Origin of the sequence: Paenibacillus sp. CF384 (genome assembly GCF_900106745.1) — a bacterium.
Lineage (GTDB): Bacteria > Bacillota > Bacilli > Paenibacillales > Paenibacillaceae > Paenibacillus_Z.
Genome location: NZ_FNNV01000008.1, coordinates 71355 through 86777, shown reverse-complemented (window position 1 = coordinate 86777; position 15423 = coordinate 71355). Strand labels below are relative to the sequence as shown.

The following is a 15423-nucleotide window of genomic DNA, read 5'->3' as shown; positions in this document are numbered from 1 at the left end:
AAACTGCTTGTACACGATGCTTTCCTGTTCCTGTTTCTATAGCCTCCATTGGTTGCAAGTTCGTAAATCACCTTCCCGTGTAGATTACGAACTACTGCAGAAATACCTACAGTAGTTCGCGCACGCTTCCTTTATTTTGCGGCTGCAAGGGAGTCCTTAAGATTGGCAACCGCCTGATCCAACGCCGTCTTGGGATCTGCATTCTTATTCCAAATGAGATTATACGCTTGCTGCATCGGCACCCACATCGAATTGTTCGCCGGAATGTTCGGCATCGGAATGGAATATTTGACCTGCTCCATGAATGGGGCTACGTTAGGATCGTTTTTGATTGCATCGCTATCCCATAGTTTTTTTATAGCGGGAATCTGACCAACCATTTCGAAACGCTTCAGCAGCATCTCCTCCGAAGTGGCAAACTGCGCCAGAAGAGAAGCAGCATCCGGATATTTGCTATAGGCACTCTGATAGATGGATTTTACATTGGAGAAGCTCTTCGGATGCTCACCCGTCTCAAGCAGAGGGAACGGTACGATGCCGAAATTCACACCTGCTTCTCGAATGCTCTTCAAGTCCGGCGGAGCACCAATCCGAAACATCAGCTTGCCTTCATTGAACATGGAACTGATAATATCAAACGTCATGTCCTCTACGCTTAATGGCAATATTTCTTTGTGTATGCGTTGCAGCAAGTTGCCGGCCTTTATCGCGCCATCGCTATTCAATCCCGATAGGTCGGTTGGGTCTGTATTGTTGCTGCCAAACACATAACCACCGTAACCCGCAAGGAAGGCATGGACATAATAGAAGTCATCCGCTTGCAGCATAAAACCGAATTTATTCTGCTTCACATCCGTGAATGACTTTGATTGTTCAATCAATTCATCCATCGTCTTAGGAACTTCCTTGACCAAGTCTTTATTGTATAACAGCGCATAAGTCTCAATACTTAACGGATAGCCATATAGAACATCTTTATAGGAAGTGCCGTCTATCGCTTCCTTAACAAACATTTCTTTATACTCATCCGTAAAATAATTTTCCATAAGTACACCCGATGCCGCTAGCGTTCCAGTGTTGTTATGGGCGGAGGTAAATAAATCCGGTCCCAACCCGGCTGGCCCATCGGTCTGAAGTTTTTGAAACGCATCCACCGTAGATTGATCTGTATATTCAATTGCCACGCCATATTGCTTGGTAAATGCATCGCCTACGAATTTCATCCATTCCAGATCTTCTTTATTTCCCCACCAGCGAATCGTTGCGCCTTCTTCTGGTTTCAAGCTTTTTTCATTCTCCGCCGACTCACCGGCGGCCGGTGCCGGCTCGCTGACAGCTGTGTCGCTGTTGTTTTTGGAAGCACTTTCATTATTGCCATTGCCACAAGCCGCCAAAGTAAGCATAACAACCATCGCAAGAATGAGACCTGATTTCTTCTTCATGTTAACCTCCACATATCGATTTTTTTCATTCAACCCACCTGATCATTTATCACGAAAACGACGGATACCGGCTAACTCCGCTCACCTCCTTGAACGTCAAATCGATCATCGCAGTGATCGATTTGAATCTTGGTCCATCATAACAACCGCCTATAATATTGTCAATTATTTATCGATAAATTATCGATAAATAATTGCGATCTATGTTCGCACCCATGCAAAAAAAAGCACAATGAAAGGATGAGACGCCTAGACCTTCAGGTGTCTCATCCTTCATTGTGCTGCTATAAATGCCATCGTCATTCACATGGGAAAAAGTCCGCCGAACCCGTTCGGCAGAAAAGTTGGAGCGATATCATATCCGTTGCTGTCATCATAAGGTGATAACTAGCCGCTCCGGCTATCCAGCCATTCAGCTCTGCTATTAACGGTTGACGTAGATTCCCTAACTTCCAGGTACGAAGGCTGTAGCGACATATCCAGTCGGTTGTCTTTCATCATCAGCTCCAGAACAATAAAGAGCTTCTCTCCCATTTGACTGAGATCCGTATGAACCGTGGTCAACTTCGGCGTGATGTAGCTTGATAATTTGATATCATCAAATCCGACTACGCTGATGTCTCCCGGAACGTTAAGCCCCATCCCCATTAATTCCTTAATCGCACCAATAGCGAGCATGTCGTTGCAGCACATAATCGCCGTCACGCCCATGCTGACTAAATGACGTGCTAAGGGAGCCGCCGATTCCTCCGTAAAGTTGCCATTGCATACAAGTTCAGGGTCGAATGCAATTCCGCGCAACGCAATACTGCTGATATACCCGCCCAACCTTTCCTTGCATACATAGGCGTCATTCTGACCGTTAATAAAACCGATACGAGTGTGGCCCAAATCAACCAGATGATCAATCGCAAGCTTCATCCCTTTCATGTTGTCGCAGCATACGCTGGCAACCATGGGGTTGTCCAGGAAGTTATCCAGAATGACCACAGGATGGCTTGTCGTTTTCAACTGTTCGAAATAGGGATTGAAATTGCTCAAACCTAATATGACGGCACCGTCGAATTGATATTCATCCATCAATTCATCGAAGGATTTCGAATGATTCAACGTATAATCCAGTGACATGATAGATACTTCATGCCCACTATGAATGGCATTACGCTTGAAAGCCATCATGACCTCATAATCGAAATACTGCACATGATTATCCTCCGGCTGGTCGATAAAGACGCAGATCCGTTTGTGATTATCTCCTTTGCGCTTGGCAACATAGCCCATGTTAATCGCCGTTTTCAATATTTTCTTTTTCGTTTCCGGGTTTACGTCTTCTGCATCGCTTAAAGCTTTATATACCGTGCTTACTGATATGTTCATTTTCTCTGCAATTTCTTTAATCTTAGCCACAATAGCAGCACTTCTCTTTCTCCTAGAAGTCATGATTTCACAACAGTGAAACAGCCCTAATATTCTTTCTTATTATATCATATGGAGTAATACACCAAAACTTCATGAATATGTCCATGTAGCGATTTCTCCCCTGCCGTCATTATAACAAGAGTCTATAATACTGTCACTAATTATCGAAAATTTATCGATAAATTTTACCCGCTTTTATTTAAATCGTTATAATATCATTTCTCACGAAAAAGGGCTGTGGATACTTTCCACGGCCCTTGCTTGCTTTACTCTTTGTACTAACGTACCCATTTTTCTAATTTGCCATTCTATCCCTCGACCCTATACCATGTCGCCTGACATTACATGCAGGATAATATCAGGTGAGCGTTATTTTCCAAAATGCGATCCTATCCCGTTTCCATGTATAGGTAAGGTACAGTTGATTATCTTGGGAAACGATTGCCGGATAGGAGTATTCACCCGGTTCGTTCTCCAACACTATCTCGTCGCCCCAAGTAAGACCGTTATCGCTCGAAAATCGAACCACTAGCGGTGTACGAGGGCTATCCGTTGCATATCCCGCAACCGGATTAAAAATAAGCGCTAACTTGCCATTGTCCATTAAGGTCACATCTATTCCGCTGTTGTTATTCGGCAGCGAAGTGGGATAGGCTTGGCACCAAGTCTGTCCATTATCACGCGAGTCGCTGCGGTAAATCACGCCTTCCGTGCTGCGAAGAAGCATATGTACGCGTTCTCCTCCTGAAGACCACAAGGTTGGCTGAATGAGTCCTTTGGCGAACCAATGATCCGTGCCTACATATTCACCTATATTCATAGGCACAAGCTCGCTCATCGTCCACGTTAGCCCATTGTCACGCGAGATATCAACAAATGCTTCCCAGATCTGTTTTCCTGCAGCAGAAGGATCGTGCCGCTCTATCGATGACGGGGCCAATATCGTGCCATCCTTCAATGCAATCGGTTTATTCCTCACAGGACCACGTCCCCCAACATCCCCTGGAACTAATTCGCGCGGCTCTGTCCAAGTTCGCCCGTCATCTTCAGAATAGGTGACTCGCGTATACCAATCCGTGATTTCATGGCCGACTTTATAGAACAATACTAAGGTGTCTCCCTGAACAAATAATACAGGGTTCCAATGGGCAATCCCCTCCTCGTCAGCCGCCTTATACGGAACTGACCAGGTCCCTCCGGTACGCGTGGACATCCAAATGGCCACATCGCTGGATTTCTCGTGCATGCCGGCAAACCATGCCACAACCACATTACCATTGGGCAGTACTGCAACCGTCGAGGCATGGCTGCTTTGAAAAGGCTGCCCTTCTTCAAAAATATATTCTTTCTCGGTACTTATCAGCTTCAGTTTCTCCACGTTCTAGTCACACTCCATCGTAGTTATATTGCGCTTCTTTAATCTCGGGAAATAAGCAGGCGGGGGAGCTTGTGCCGCACCATTATTGGAATCCAACAGAATCTCGGTTCCTTCGAAATCCTTCAGCGTTGAGTTGTTAAGTACCTAGCTTCTACTTTGTTCCAACAAATTCCTGCAAAATTAGATAGTAGAGCTTCTCGAAACACAAAGACTAATTAAGCTATAATAAGAACAATGAACCAAGAATTTGATAAACGAGGAGAACTTATGAATACACCCAATTTTCTACCCATCATACTTGGCAGCGATGAGAACGCCTACGGTAATGTCAGACTGATCCACGAAACCTACAAGGTTAAACCGCTCCTACTCTGTACGCGGCTGTTGATTCCAACCATGCACAGCCATTTGTTCGAACTTGTCCAAATAGATCGCTTCGACCAAGAGGACGTATTCCCTAACGCTTTGTTGTCCATCTTGGAGAAGCATGCTGAACCAAATAAGAAATTGATCGTTATTCCTTGTTCGGATTATTATGCGGGGATGTTATCGCGACATTATGACAAGTTCAAAGGTCTGATAGCGAATCACTTCTTATCGGACAAGCTGCTGGAAACGCTCGATACCAAAGACAAGTTCTACGCCTTGTGCGAACGATTCGGTTTAGACTACCCTAAGACGGTCGTTTGCGAACCGAATGAGCGTGAAATCGCGTTAGAGCGCATGGATTTCCAATTTCCGATCGTAGTAAAGCCCGAGAATAGCAATGCTTATGAATACCTTCATTGTCACTTTGAAGGTAAGAAGAAGGTCTTCTTTTTTGACAAGCCAGAAGACTATTTGACCATGGTACGCAATATGAACAGCTCCGATTATAACGGGAAATTGATTATCCAAGAATTTATCCCGGGCGGCGACAGTGCCATGCGTGTAATCAACAGCTACTCCGACGATCATGGAAACGTTAAAATGATGTGTCTCGGCCAGCCCGTACTCGAAGAGTATGCACCCAAGACACTCGGTAACTACGCCGCTATCATTAGCCGCTTCGATCAGGATATTTATGCAAAGGTCAAGGAGTTCTTGGAAAACATCGGTTATGTCGGTTATTCCAATATCGACATGAAGTTCGACAGCAGGACGGGCAAATACATGATGTTCGAAATCAACCCGAGATTGGGTAGAAGCAGTTTGTTTGTCCGGGCAGCAGGTCTGAACATGATTGCAGCGCTCGTGGACCAAGTCGTTTACGGCAAAGAAACCGATTGCGTGTACGGACAAACTTCTGCGCTATGGACGAATGTGCCGAAGATGGTATTAAAGCGTTACATCACCGATCCGGCGTTATCGGCTGAGATCGAGCAGCATTATAAACAAAAGAATGTAATCCGTTCGATTTGGTACAACAAGGATATGAATATGAAGCGATTTATCAGCGTCTCGCGCTATTTCTTCGGACACGTTCGCAACTATCGACGCTATTATTTCGATAAAGAACACGCCTCGTTCGCAAATTTGCAAGGCGAATGAATTAAATAAAGGCGAACAGGCTGCCGGTCGGCAGCCTGTTGTCTGTTTTGTCTATTGTCCCGTTACCTTTATGAACTTACCGAAATGACTATTGATGGTACTGGGTAGTGTGTATATTAAGTTTGCGGCAGCCAAATGATAAAGGTTGTCCCTTTTCCATGCTCACTTTCTACTTTTATTCTTCCTCCATGCCACTCGATAATACTATAGCTCATCGATAAGCCTAGACCTAATCCGTATTTTTTCGTTGAATGAAAAGGAGTAGATAGCTTCTCCAGCGTATCTTTATCCATTCCATATCCATCGTCTCTGATTACAATTTCAATCCCATTATCCAATTGGCTCTGTTGGATCACAACGGATATGTTCCCATCAAAGTCGACGGCATCGTAGGAATTTTGCAACATATTTAGAATGACCTGTTTGATTTTGTCCTTATCGATGTGAATCTCATCTTTATAAAATGGTCGATACTGAATCTTTATGTTTTTACTATAGAAGTCACTTTCCATTAAAGCCAAAGTATCTTCAATAAGTGCATGTAGGCTTACACTAGTTTTTAAAATTTCTTTTTGATCAGGTTTCGCCATCATTACGAATTGCTGAACAAGATTTTTGATTCTTTCTAATTCACTAAAGATAATTCTAAAATAGTCTTTTTGCTTGTGGTCAGCTGTTTTGAAATTTTGTTTAAGGAGCGCTAATAAACCTATGATTGACGTAAGCGGATTTCTGATCTCATGCGCAAGTCCTGCGCCGATTTTGCCGATAGCTGACAATTTCTCGCTTAGCATGAGTTGTCTTTCTAAGACTAGTCTGTCTGTAATATCTCTAAACTGGCCAAAGGCACCGATTATTTGATTGGATTCATCGTAGATGGGGAAGGAGTCAAATAGAAAATTTTTATTCGATATCGATATTTCGATATCTTCATACTTTTCACTGCCTCTCAACACATTTTCCATGAATTCTCCTATAATGGCTACCTCTGCAATTTGACGATTGCATAGTTCATCATTTTGACTAGCCAATACTTTTTGGGCATAAGGATTGATTTCAACTATTTTGCCGTCCTCATTGGTCATAATGACGCCGTTTCGACTGTTTTCCATTAGCACTTGATTCAAGACTAGCAATTTCTTATTCTGCTTCTTGGTTATGACCTCTCGTTCAATAGAATCTACTGCAGACTGGAGCAATCCTAGATGGTATGGACTTACATGACTGGCAGCCATCATCATCGTAATGGTCCCGCTTATCTTGCCTGAATCAAGGAATGGCACGGAGAAACAAGCACTTTCATGCAAACAACGGAAGAAATGGTCTGACCCGATAAGTTGGGCTGATTGTCCCAATCTTAAGGCCATTTCAATACTATTCGTGCCTACTTTCTCTTCCTCTAATCTGATTCCGGTGGATAAACCTAATGATTCAATTTGCCACTTCATCATTTCATCCCCGTACAATTCCAAAATATACCCTTCATGATCCGTGATACAGATCAAAACGGCTGTCCCATCCAAATCAGATATTAACCTCGTCATAAACTTTCTTGCTACGGAAATGGTATAATCAAGACTTCTCTTCTTTTGCTCCAACACACTTTCCGGCAATTTGTCTTTAGGGGACGGCAAATCATTTGGATTTAAATTTTTTTCGAAACATATTTGATGCGAATTATGAATATAGGTGTTTCTTAGTTCCGTTATCATTAGAGTCACCAACCGAAAAATAATGTGTAAGCCATTTAATCCAATTCCCTATACTATGACGCTTCTATTGACGTAAGATGCTAGCCTCAATTATAGCCCATTAAAATGATGTTAACCATTAGTTAGGTGATTGACTGTTTCAAAATCTAAATTACATTAATTTCACCTCGCTCATGTGCTCCTTCGACGACAGAAGGCAACCGATCGATAGTCGATTGGTTGCCTTCAAGCCATCATGATGCAGTTGAGTTAGCTACCAGAATAATGTAAATTGAATAAAACATCTTTGGAGGATTTATGCCTAAACTTCGACCAATTATTACTCATGCGGATTTCGAAAGAATGAGGATTTTCACACGACCTATTGACGTATGGCAGCAAGGAGAGTTGTTGGATAAAGACATTATTATTAAGTCACATGATGATGATAAAGTCACATCAACAAATCATGAGAATTATTCAAAATCAACCTGCCTGTTTTTTTATGGTTCAAGTCACCCTAAATAAGTTACCTATAGCTCACAGGCCGTCAACAATAGGTGGCCTGTTCTTTATTGTGCTATCGTTACCGTTTGTGTAAAGCTCAATATCATCTAATTAGTTCAATAAACTTATTCTTTCAATCATTACCTGTTCTCAGGGTTGCCAAATCTCCCACATGTTCCCGTCCGGATCATAGAATTGTAGGTTCGGCCCGCAAGTTTGCCGAATTTCACCTTCTAATCGTACACCGTTCGCTTTGAAGCGCTCGAACATCTCTTGAATTCGAGGCGTAACGAAGCAGCCAACCGCATTGCGAGGGTTACCTTCCCAAGTGCCTGTGAAACCCAGCCTGCCTCCTTCCTCTCCCGATTGGATGAGAAACAGCGCGGGAATCGAGCCTGTTGCGGCGTCTTGAGGTTTGCCGTCCTCGTCGAGAAAACGTAGGATCGACATCGTCATTCCCGGCTCTACCTTATGATTTTTTGCAGGCTGGCAGCCCAAATTTTTCTCATACCAGTGAACGGATGCATAGACGTCGTTTACAGGCACATAGATGCAGGTCATCCCGGTAATGTCTTGCTGTTTTTTCTCGCCGTTGATTTCTTCCAATTGGTTTTGGCTCAACCCATTTCCTCCTCATAATATTTTCCATACAATTTAACGATAGAATAAAGTAAATTACTGTTTTTGTAAACACTTTCATTTCCAGATAACTACCAGTTAGTTTAACAAAGGTAGCCTATATAAGCTAAACTGCCTATTCCGCTAACGTGCTATGGAGTTGAGTTCCTTTAGCTTTAATTGAAATACCTCTCAGACGACCGAAAACTGAATATGACGTCTTAATCACAATCAATATGAAGCCTATGCTTCTTACAAGTAATACATTGAAAGAGATATCCTTGAAGACTCCCATCTTTCTTTAAATAATCTTTTATTTCTTCTTCACTGTATCCATATCTATTAAAATCCTCAGTTAACTCATGGGCAATTCCTTTAATTTCCTTCCAGCCCACATAGTCGACGAACGTACAATAATCATCACAATGATATAACCAATATTCCTGTTGCCAGCCTGAATAACCTGGAGTCCTGTGAACTAATTCGTCCAATTTCTCTTTATTTGAAATCTCTTCACATGATGCAGAATCTTGAAACTCTCCATTAAACTTACTCGCAGCTTGTCCATTCTCAATACACCAGGGGCAAATGTCTTCAACCTCATCTATAGAGAAAAATGGTCCTACATACACATGGTCAGTTTGTTCTTCACAAACAGGACAAATTGCATTACTCTCAATAATCATTCCCGTTACAATAGGATTCGGATGATATTTAAAAATTGGTAGTAATTTCATTTAATCAGTCCCTTTGTAATTTGTTAGCTCTTCCTGAATTTCACCTAACTTCTTTTTCGACGAAGTGATTGCGCTATCCTGCACCGACACATTAGCTGTTACGCTATACTGCCCGTTCAATCGTGCAAGAAATTCATGTTGCCAGGGCCATTCAATTATCCTTTTTCTATTGCAAAAGTCGCCCTTCTTCGAACGTATTCATTTTCATCTTGCAAAAATTTAGTTAAGAGTTCTTGCACTTCATCGCACTTGTTCTCAATTTCCCCAAGTCCAAACGCTACTTGCCATCGCGCTTCGTAATCCTCATATGAGAAGGCTCTGTATGCCAAGCGCTTTAACGCCTCTGGGTATTCAATAAGTAACTGTAGTACATTTTCGACTTCATTGTCTCTTGCCAATGCATAAAGTAACAATTCATCATCTACTATCTCCCACTCATTAAGGGGGACATACCGTAATACTTTATTTACAGCGAGATAAATTCTATCCCAATGAAGATATTCCGTTTCCCATTCTTTACTCTTGTCAGTTAATTTATCTTCCCAATTCTTAAACGAGTTGATTTCTGAAGTAAGATTTTTGAAATAATTATTCACCAGTTCACTCCCTTTACTTAACTCCATCTGCCTGGTAGTTTAATAAAACAAAAGAGCAGCTGCCGCGGCAATCTGCTCCTTCAGTCGTTGTGCTATTGTATCCGTTAGCTTAATCATTTCGTGCGATATTACGAATTATTAATTCAGGTGAGTTTGAAGTCGAGTACCAGTCAAAATGATTATGCCCAGCAAACGACGATGCTAGGTGTGCGCAAGAATGGGTTAGCAATTCAAGTCCTAATCTCGAGCTATTCAGGAGGACCACATCTTTACTAGTAACTATCCTTAACTGTTTCTCATACTTCCAACTTCCCCATTTATCCCAAAAAGCTTCATTTTCGCTACTTACTATAGTTAGGTCAATTCTCTCTTTTAAGGTGGAGCATTTTAGAGTCGATTTTATTTCCTTAACATACTTTCGATTTAGGGGAGTGACCGCACCATTGAAAATAAAAAGATCAGCATTCTCAGTACTTTCCCGTTGAAGATAAATCACATCATCGGTGTCATGACAATATTTGAAAAGAGTTGAAAGTAAAAACATCTCGGGTGAATCTTTTGCGTCAATTAGAACAAGGGACCCCATCTCTTCTTTCACAAACACCCCAATATCTTGTTGATGTAGATGTATGATCTTTATATCGACTGAATTAACTCTAAGTTCATTTCGACTCAAGATCAAAGTGTCTACACCTTCGTTGATTGGTAATAGTTACTTTACAATAACAGTTTTCCCCAGAAGGTGTAAAGATTGATCTCTACTGCCTCGTTGACACAGCAAGGACTGCCGGTTCAATTTGAGGAGGTTGAAATCATGGACACTAACAAGATAATTGAACGATACTATTACCAAGACGGAAGCTTTTCTTCGGCAGCCTGCTGTCATGTGCTATCGTTACCGTTTGTGTAGAACTCAATATTACCTAATTAACTATTATTTCATTCCAATCGTATTCCATTCCGCTTGCCGTTACTAGTGCCCTTTCCCTACCAAAGATCTTCTCAACTATATATAAAGACATGTCAATTCCTGCACTTACTCCAGCGGACATTATAATTTTCCCATTATCAATATATCGCTTGTTTCTTTCCACTATTGTTGATGATGGTACAAAATCCTCTAACAAGTCAAATACGTTATGATGTGTCGTTACCTTAAGCCCCTCAAGGAGATCGGCTTTAGCTAATAATAATGCGCCAGAACATACCGATAAAAGCTGTTCAACTTCATTATGCATACCCTTGATCCACTCTAATAAACGATAATTGTCCATCTCTCTCCTTGTTCCTATCCCACCGGGTATTAGCAATATGTCGAGCTTTGGACAGTTAGAGAAACAGTAGTGAGGATTAATGCTTAGGTTGCCATTACTAGTTATAGGTTTTAATACTTCTGCCACAGTAAATATATTGATATCATTCATTCGGTTAGCTTCACTAAAAACTTCAAAAGGACCTGCAAAATCAAGTAAAGTGATGTCGTCAAATAGTAATATAGCTATGTTTTTCATAAGTAATCACCTCTATGGTTTTTCTTTAGAGTCTATCAGTTGTAGAAGATCCTAGCCATGGACTTCTAGTGTTTTCTAATGCACTTTAAAGCTATACTATTTAGCCCGTTCTTCTTAATAAATCAAAGGAGCAGCTGCCGTAAACGACAAACTGCTCCTTGATGCGCTGAACTATCGTTCCTCGTTAGTGCAATTAAGCAATAGGATATTAACGAATGACCACAGTGTGAATACGCGGTGTTTGTTATGTAAATTGCTACTGAGTTACTTACAAAAATATTATTTCACCTGTCGGAAGTGCTCTTATGTATACTTCATTCATCTCCATTTCTGGTGTTAGAATAACTTCTTTGTTAGTGAACTTAGCAATCTCTTTCATAAACTGAATTACTGTATTTACTTCTTCAAGACTTATAATTTCTTTAGGAGTTATGTCAAATTCAATATTGTCATCCTCATAGAAATAGCCGGAAATAGAAATACCTTTATATACGATATTAATGGAGATTGAAAATTCTTTTTTAAGAATTAATAACTCTTTAATACTATGTCTCTCGAGTATTTCTTCTCCATCTCTAAAAATAAATACTTCTACATAAAGGTGGGATTTGAAATAGTCCAATATCAAATCCCAATCAGAATAATGGGTTTGTAGTATGTAAATATCTCGAAGGCTTCCATCTTGATAGAAATATTTGTTTAATATATCATCTCTCATTTTTGATCCCTTCATCTCATCAAAGTGTCTTAAGTACCGTTTGGAAATATCATTTCGTAGCCGTTTAATCTCTTCTTCGGGAACTCAAATATACTGAACCAACACATTAATCCAATGTGCCGCTGGCACCAAAATTAGTTGTGCCACAATTGTTCCTAACAACCGTGAAATCATCAACAGCCCAAAGACTTTGTTCAAAGCAGTAATTTCTTTCTCACCTTTTAGTACTTTATCTGTAAGCAGTCCAACTTGAGGGTCGATTAGTATCGTTAGAAGAATGGTTGCCATACCATTAATTAGTCCTGAAGATTGTGATGCTGCAATAGAAGAACCACTATTATAAGTTGAGGCGAGTAATGCTGCTAATACACCTACTGTGTAAATGGCTGTAACGAGTATATTCAAGAAAAATAGTCTCTTAGGAATGCCACCTATTCGTAGACGAGATAGCATTTCCATCCTTGGAACCCGTAGGTGAAAACGGGCATTCTTCATTTTCCGGAAGGAAACGGAGGTAATAAACAGCTGGGGGAGTGAGCCAGTGACTTCTAATTGAGCAATGATTCTCTTAGAAAGAAATACCGCTGATGGAAACAATAATATCGCTACAAAAGTTCCCAAAGAGGCAGATGAAATAACCATCCGAAATTGTAGTACTAAGTCATCGGAAGAGAACTTAGAAATATCAACAATTTTCCCCATAAGAGGTGCTTGAAGCATATTGGCAGTTCTTGAAAGTAACAAGATAATTCCGGTCAAAGAAATCGCAACAGCTAATCTGCCTAAGCGTACACCTGCCAGACGTAATGAATAAGTTAATGTTTCTGAAAAATGAATGATGAACGTACATAGCGATACGATAAGAATCTGCTGGAACATGGGGGTTTCCTCTCATAACAGAATAAAGAAAATCATACCACATCGAGGAAATTTATCCCAGATACTTCTATTCGACTATCCTGCCCCGTTACCTAAATGAAAAACAGCAGCCGATTAACTTAAAGGCTGCTGTCGAGATGCATTGATCCCGTTATTGTACTGGATTAACTAGCTTCTATCGCATTAGGCAACGTGTCTTCAAACGAGTTCCAATCACGCTTCATTTCGGAGTCGGTTAGAAGGCAATCATCTAGAGTAGTAGTTAGCTTCACTCGGTCCATCTCGATTCCAATGAACACGACTTTGTTGATGCGATCACCGAACTCCTCTGACCAGCTGCTTCTTAATGATGGGTCTTCTTGCATGTAATAGTCTTGTTCTTCAGGCGGTAATGCGGCAACCCAGTAACCCGACGGACCGAATTGAATGGAAGGGCCAGCTTGACTAATGCTTTGGCCTATCTCGTTACGAGTGGCAATCCACATGATCCCTTTAGCACGGACGATTTCTTCAGGCCAATTCTGCAGCCATTTCATTAAGCGCCCTGGGTGAAAAGGTTTGCTCCTTTCGTAGACAACCGAAGAAATCCCGTATTCTTCTGTTTCAGGCTTATGAACGGACTTCTCCATTTCCTTCAACCAACCGGCGGATTGACTCGCTTCGTCAAAGTTAAACAATCCGGTATTTAAGATTTCCGCCGGAGCGACTTGTCCGTTCACGATCTTGATTAACTTCGCACGAGGCTGCAATTTCCTAAGGACCGCTTCTAACTGCGCAAGTTCACTTTGATCAATCATGTCGCATTTGTTAAGCAAGAGCACATCACAAAATTCAATCTGATCGATAAGCAAATTAACGACATCGCGTGTATCGTCCTCGCCTACAGCTTCGTTACGTTCAAGCAAAGATTCTCCAGAGGAAAAGTCATACCAGAATCGATATGCATCAACAACCGTCACCATGCAATCGAGGCGGCAATTCTGCGTTAAATCAATTCCGTGTTCTTCATCGATATACGTGAAGGTTTGTGCTACAGGAATCGGTTCACCGACACCAGTCGACTCAATTAGGATGTAATCAAATCGTCCGTCCTGAGCGAGTCGCTCGACCTCGCGAAGTAAATCTTCCCGAAGGGTACAACAGATGCAGCCATTAGACATTTCAACTAGCTTTTCTTCGGTTCTGGATAATCCTCCCCCATCCTTTACAAGCGCTGCATCAATATTGACCTCGCTTAGATCGTTCACGATAACAGCTACCTTCAAGCCTTCACGATTATTCAGTACATGGTTAAGTACTGTTGTCTTCCCTGCGCCTAAGTAACCACTAAGTACGGTTACAGGTATTTTTTCGGATTTCATCCCATCACCTCATGTGTAAATTTTACGATTAGCAGAGAAATTAATAACCGGTCTTGTTCCGGCTTTGTACTACTACTTACATTTGATTAATTGAGTGCTCTCTTCAACGCTTCAAGGTTTATCTGCATGACGCTGATGTAGTCTCGATTATGATTAAGATCATCGTCCGTCAATCCTTCAAGCGGATTGAGTACATCCGTTTTCGCACCGATTTCGTTCGCGACAACTTCGGCGACTTTCGGTTGAACCAGCGTTTCGAAAAAAATCGTATTTACTTGATGCTTCTTGGCGAACTCGACAACTTCAGCCATCTCCTCTGGCGAAGGCTCCTGTTCTGGGGATAAACCTGCTATCGGAATTTGCCTCAATCCGTACTCCTGAGCTAAATAACCGAAAGCAGCATGCTGAGTTATAAAATCTTTGCTCTTCGTATTCTTCAATCCATCTTTATATGCCTGGTCAAGATCCTTTAGTTTATCGATATATGCTTGTGCGTTTTGCTTGTAATCATCCTCATGAGCGGGATCTGCTTTCACTAATGCCGCTTCAATCGCGGAAACCTCATGCTGGGCTAACACTGGGCTGAGCCATACGTGAGGATCTAATCCGTGTTCCTCTTCTTCGTGACCGTGCTCGTCCTCCTCATTTCCCTCGACTAACGCTATTCCATCGGTAGCTTCCACGACAATGCGTTTCTCGTTAGAGGCGCTGGCAATCGCATCCTCCGCCCAACCTTCTACAATGCCGTTATAGACGAATACATCTGCCTCCTTCAGTACAGCCATATCTTTTGCGCTCGGTTCCCAATCGTGAGGCTCTACGCCGGAAGGTATTAACGCGATAACATCTGCGTGATCTCCGGCTACTTGCTTGCTGAATTCATACATCGGATAAAACGTCGTAACGACCTTTAATTTTCCCTCAGCAGCCTCTTCCTTGTTCGCTGAGCAACCGGAGAGGACTAATGCAAGTCCTGTACCTACAACTAGTGATGCTTTTAACCAACGTTTCATGTTAAATACGACCTCCATAATTG

14 protein-coding genes are annotated in these 15423 nt (G+C 41.7%); 1 reads left to right on the top strand and 13 read right to left on the bottom strand.

All coding sequences use genetic code 11. The features are described 5' to 3' along the window. Window positions 1–131: 131 nt before the first annotated feature. From BLW29_RS14950 to BLW29_RS14940, 3 genes are all read right to left on the bottom strand, one after another. Window positions 132–1442: a sugar ABC transporter substrate-binding protein gene (locus tag BLW29_RS14950; RefSeq protein WP_090980867.1), complete on the bottom strand. Its 1311-nt coding sequence runs from the start codon at window positions 1440–1442 to the stop codon at window positions 132–134. Window positions 1443–1829: 387 nt separating this feature from the next. Beyond that, a complete protein-coding gene (locus BLW29_RS14945; protein WP_177186640.1) occupies window positions 1830–2849 on the bottom strand; it encodes a LacI family DNA-binding transcriptional regulator in 1020 nt (339 codons plus the stop codon). 370 nt (window positions 2850–3219) lie between these two features. Then, entirely contained in the window at window positions 3220–4239 is a 1020-nt protein-coding gene (locus BLW29_RS14940) for a sialidase family protein (RefSeq protein WP_218147107.1), read from the bottom strand. Window positions 4240–4506: 267 nt separating this feature from the next. Here BLW29_RS14940 and BLW29_RS14935 point away from each other — a divergent pair, with 267 nt between their 5' ends. Then, on the top strand, window positions 4507–5769 hold the full coding sequence (locus BLW29_RS14935) for a carboxylate--amine ligase (RefSeq protein WP_090980864.1): 1263 nt from the start codon (window positions 4507–4509) through the stop codon (window positions 5767–5769). Window positions 5770–5885: 116 nt separating this feature from the next. On the opposite strand, the gene BLW29_RS14930 is transcribed toward BLW29_RS14935, so the two are convergent. The 10 genes from BLW29_RS14930 to BLW29_RS14885 all read right to left on the bottom strand — a co-directional run bounded on the left by BLW29_RS14930 (window position 5886) and on the right by BLW29_RS14885 (window position 15400). Then, on the bottom strand, window positions 5886–7481 hold the full coding sequence (locus BLW29_RS14930) for an ATP-binding protein (protein WP_090980862.1): 1596 nt from the start codon (window positions 7479–7481) through the stop codon (window positions 5886–5888). A 636-nt stretch (window positions 7482–8117) separates the two neighbouring features. Continuing rightward, window positions 8118–8588 carry a VOC family protein gene (locus tag BLW29_RS14925; RefSeq protein WP_090980860.1) on the bottom strand — a complete coding sequence of 157 codons (471 nt, stop codon included), beginning with the start codon at window positions 8586–8588 and terminating at the stop codon, window positions 8118–8120. A 218-nt stretch (window positions 8589–8806) separates the two neighbouring features. Further along, complete coding sequence (locus BLW29_RS14920; RefSeq protein WP_090980857.1) at window positions 8807–9322, bottom strand: CbrC family protein; 516 nt, start codon at window positions 9320–9322, stop codon at window positions 8807–8809. Window positions 9323–9477: 155 nt separating this feature from the next. Then, on the bottom strand, window positions 9478–9918 hold the full coding sequence (locus BLW29_RS14915; RefSeq protein ID WP_090980855.1) for a HEAT repeat domain-containing protein: 441 nt from the start codon (window positions 9916–9918) through the stop codon (window positions 9478–9480). A gap of 109 nt (window positions 9919–10027) precedes the next feature. After that, complete coding sequence (locus BLW29_RS14910; protein WP_143044405.1) at window positions 10028–10594, bottom strand: hypothetical protein; 567 nt, start codon at window positions 10592–10594, stop codon at window positions 10028–10030. A gap of 247 nt (window positions 10595–10841) precedes the next feature. Next, window positions 10842–11429, bottom strand: a complete 588-nt coding sequence (locus BLW29_RS14905) for a DJ-1/PfpI family protein (protein ID WP_090980850.1) — start codon at window positions 11427–11429, stop codon at window positions 10842–10844. A 268-nt stretch (window positions 11430–11697) separates the two neighbouring features. Continuing rightward, window positions 11698–12147 carry a hypothetical protein gene (locus BLW29_RS14900; RefSeq protein WP_090980848.1) on the bottom strand — a complete coding sequence of 150 codons (450 nt, stop codon included), beginning with the start codon at window positions 12145–12147 and terminating at the stop codon, window positions 11698–11700. 84 nt (window positions 12148–12231) lie between these two features. Next, window positions 12232–13026 (bottom strand): lipid II flippase Amj family protein, encoded by a 795-nt coding sequence (locus BLW29_RS14895; protein ID WP_090980846.1) that lies wholly within the window; start codon window positions 13024–13026, stop codon window positions 12232–12234. 164 nt (window positions 13027–13190) lie between these two features. Then, complete coding sequence (locus BLW29_RS14890; RefSeq protein WP_090980844.1) at window positions 13191–14387, bottom strand: GTP-binding protein; 1197 nt, start codon at window positions 14385–14387, stop codon at window positions 13191–13193. 86 nt (window positions 14388–14473) lie between these two features. Beyond that, a complete protein-coding gene (locus BLW29_RS14885; protein WP_090980842.1) occupies window positions 14474–15400 on the bottom strand; it encodes a metal ABC transporter substrate-binding protein in 927 nt (308 codons plus the stop codon). Window positions 15401–15423: the final 23 nt, after the last annotated feature.

Coding starts and splice junctions, on each gene's coding strand:
- BLW29_RS14950 (WP_090980867.1), bottom strand. CDS start 1,442: ATGAAGAAGAAATCAGGTCTCATTCTTGCGATGGTTGTTATGCTTACT.
- BLW29_RS14935 (WP_090980864.1), top strand. CDS start 4,507: ATGAATACACCCAATTTTCTACCCATCATACTTGGCAGCGATGAGAAC.
- BLW29_RS14930 (WP_090980862.1), bottom strand. CDS start 7,481: ATGATAACGGAACTAAGAAACACCTATATTCATAATTCGCATCAAATA.
- BLW29_RS14920 (WP_090980857.1), bottom strand. CDS start 9,322: ATGAAATTACTACCAATTTTTAAATATCATCCGAATCCTATTGTAACG.
- BLW29_RS14905 (WP_090980850.1), bottom strand. CDS start 11,429: ATGAAAAACATAGCTATATTACTATTTGACGACATCACTTTACTTGAT.
- BLW29_RS14900 (WP_090980848.1), bottom strand. CDS start 12,147: ATGAGAGATGATATATTAAACAAATATTTCTATCAAGATGGAAGCCTT.
- BLW29_RS14895 (WP_090980846.1), bottom strand. CDS start 13,026: ATGTTCCAGCAGATTCTTATCGTATCGCTATGTACGTTCATCATTCAT.
- BLW29_RS14890 (WP_090980844.1), bottom strand. CDS start 14,387: ATGAAATCCGAAAAAATACCTGTAACCGTACTTAGTGGTTACTTAGGC.
- BLW29_RS14885 (WP_090980842.1), bottom strand. CDS start 15,400: ATGAAACGTTGGTTAAAAGCATCACTAGTTGTAGGTACAGGACTTGCA.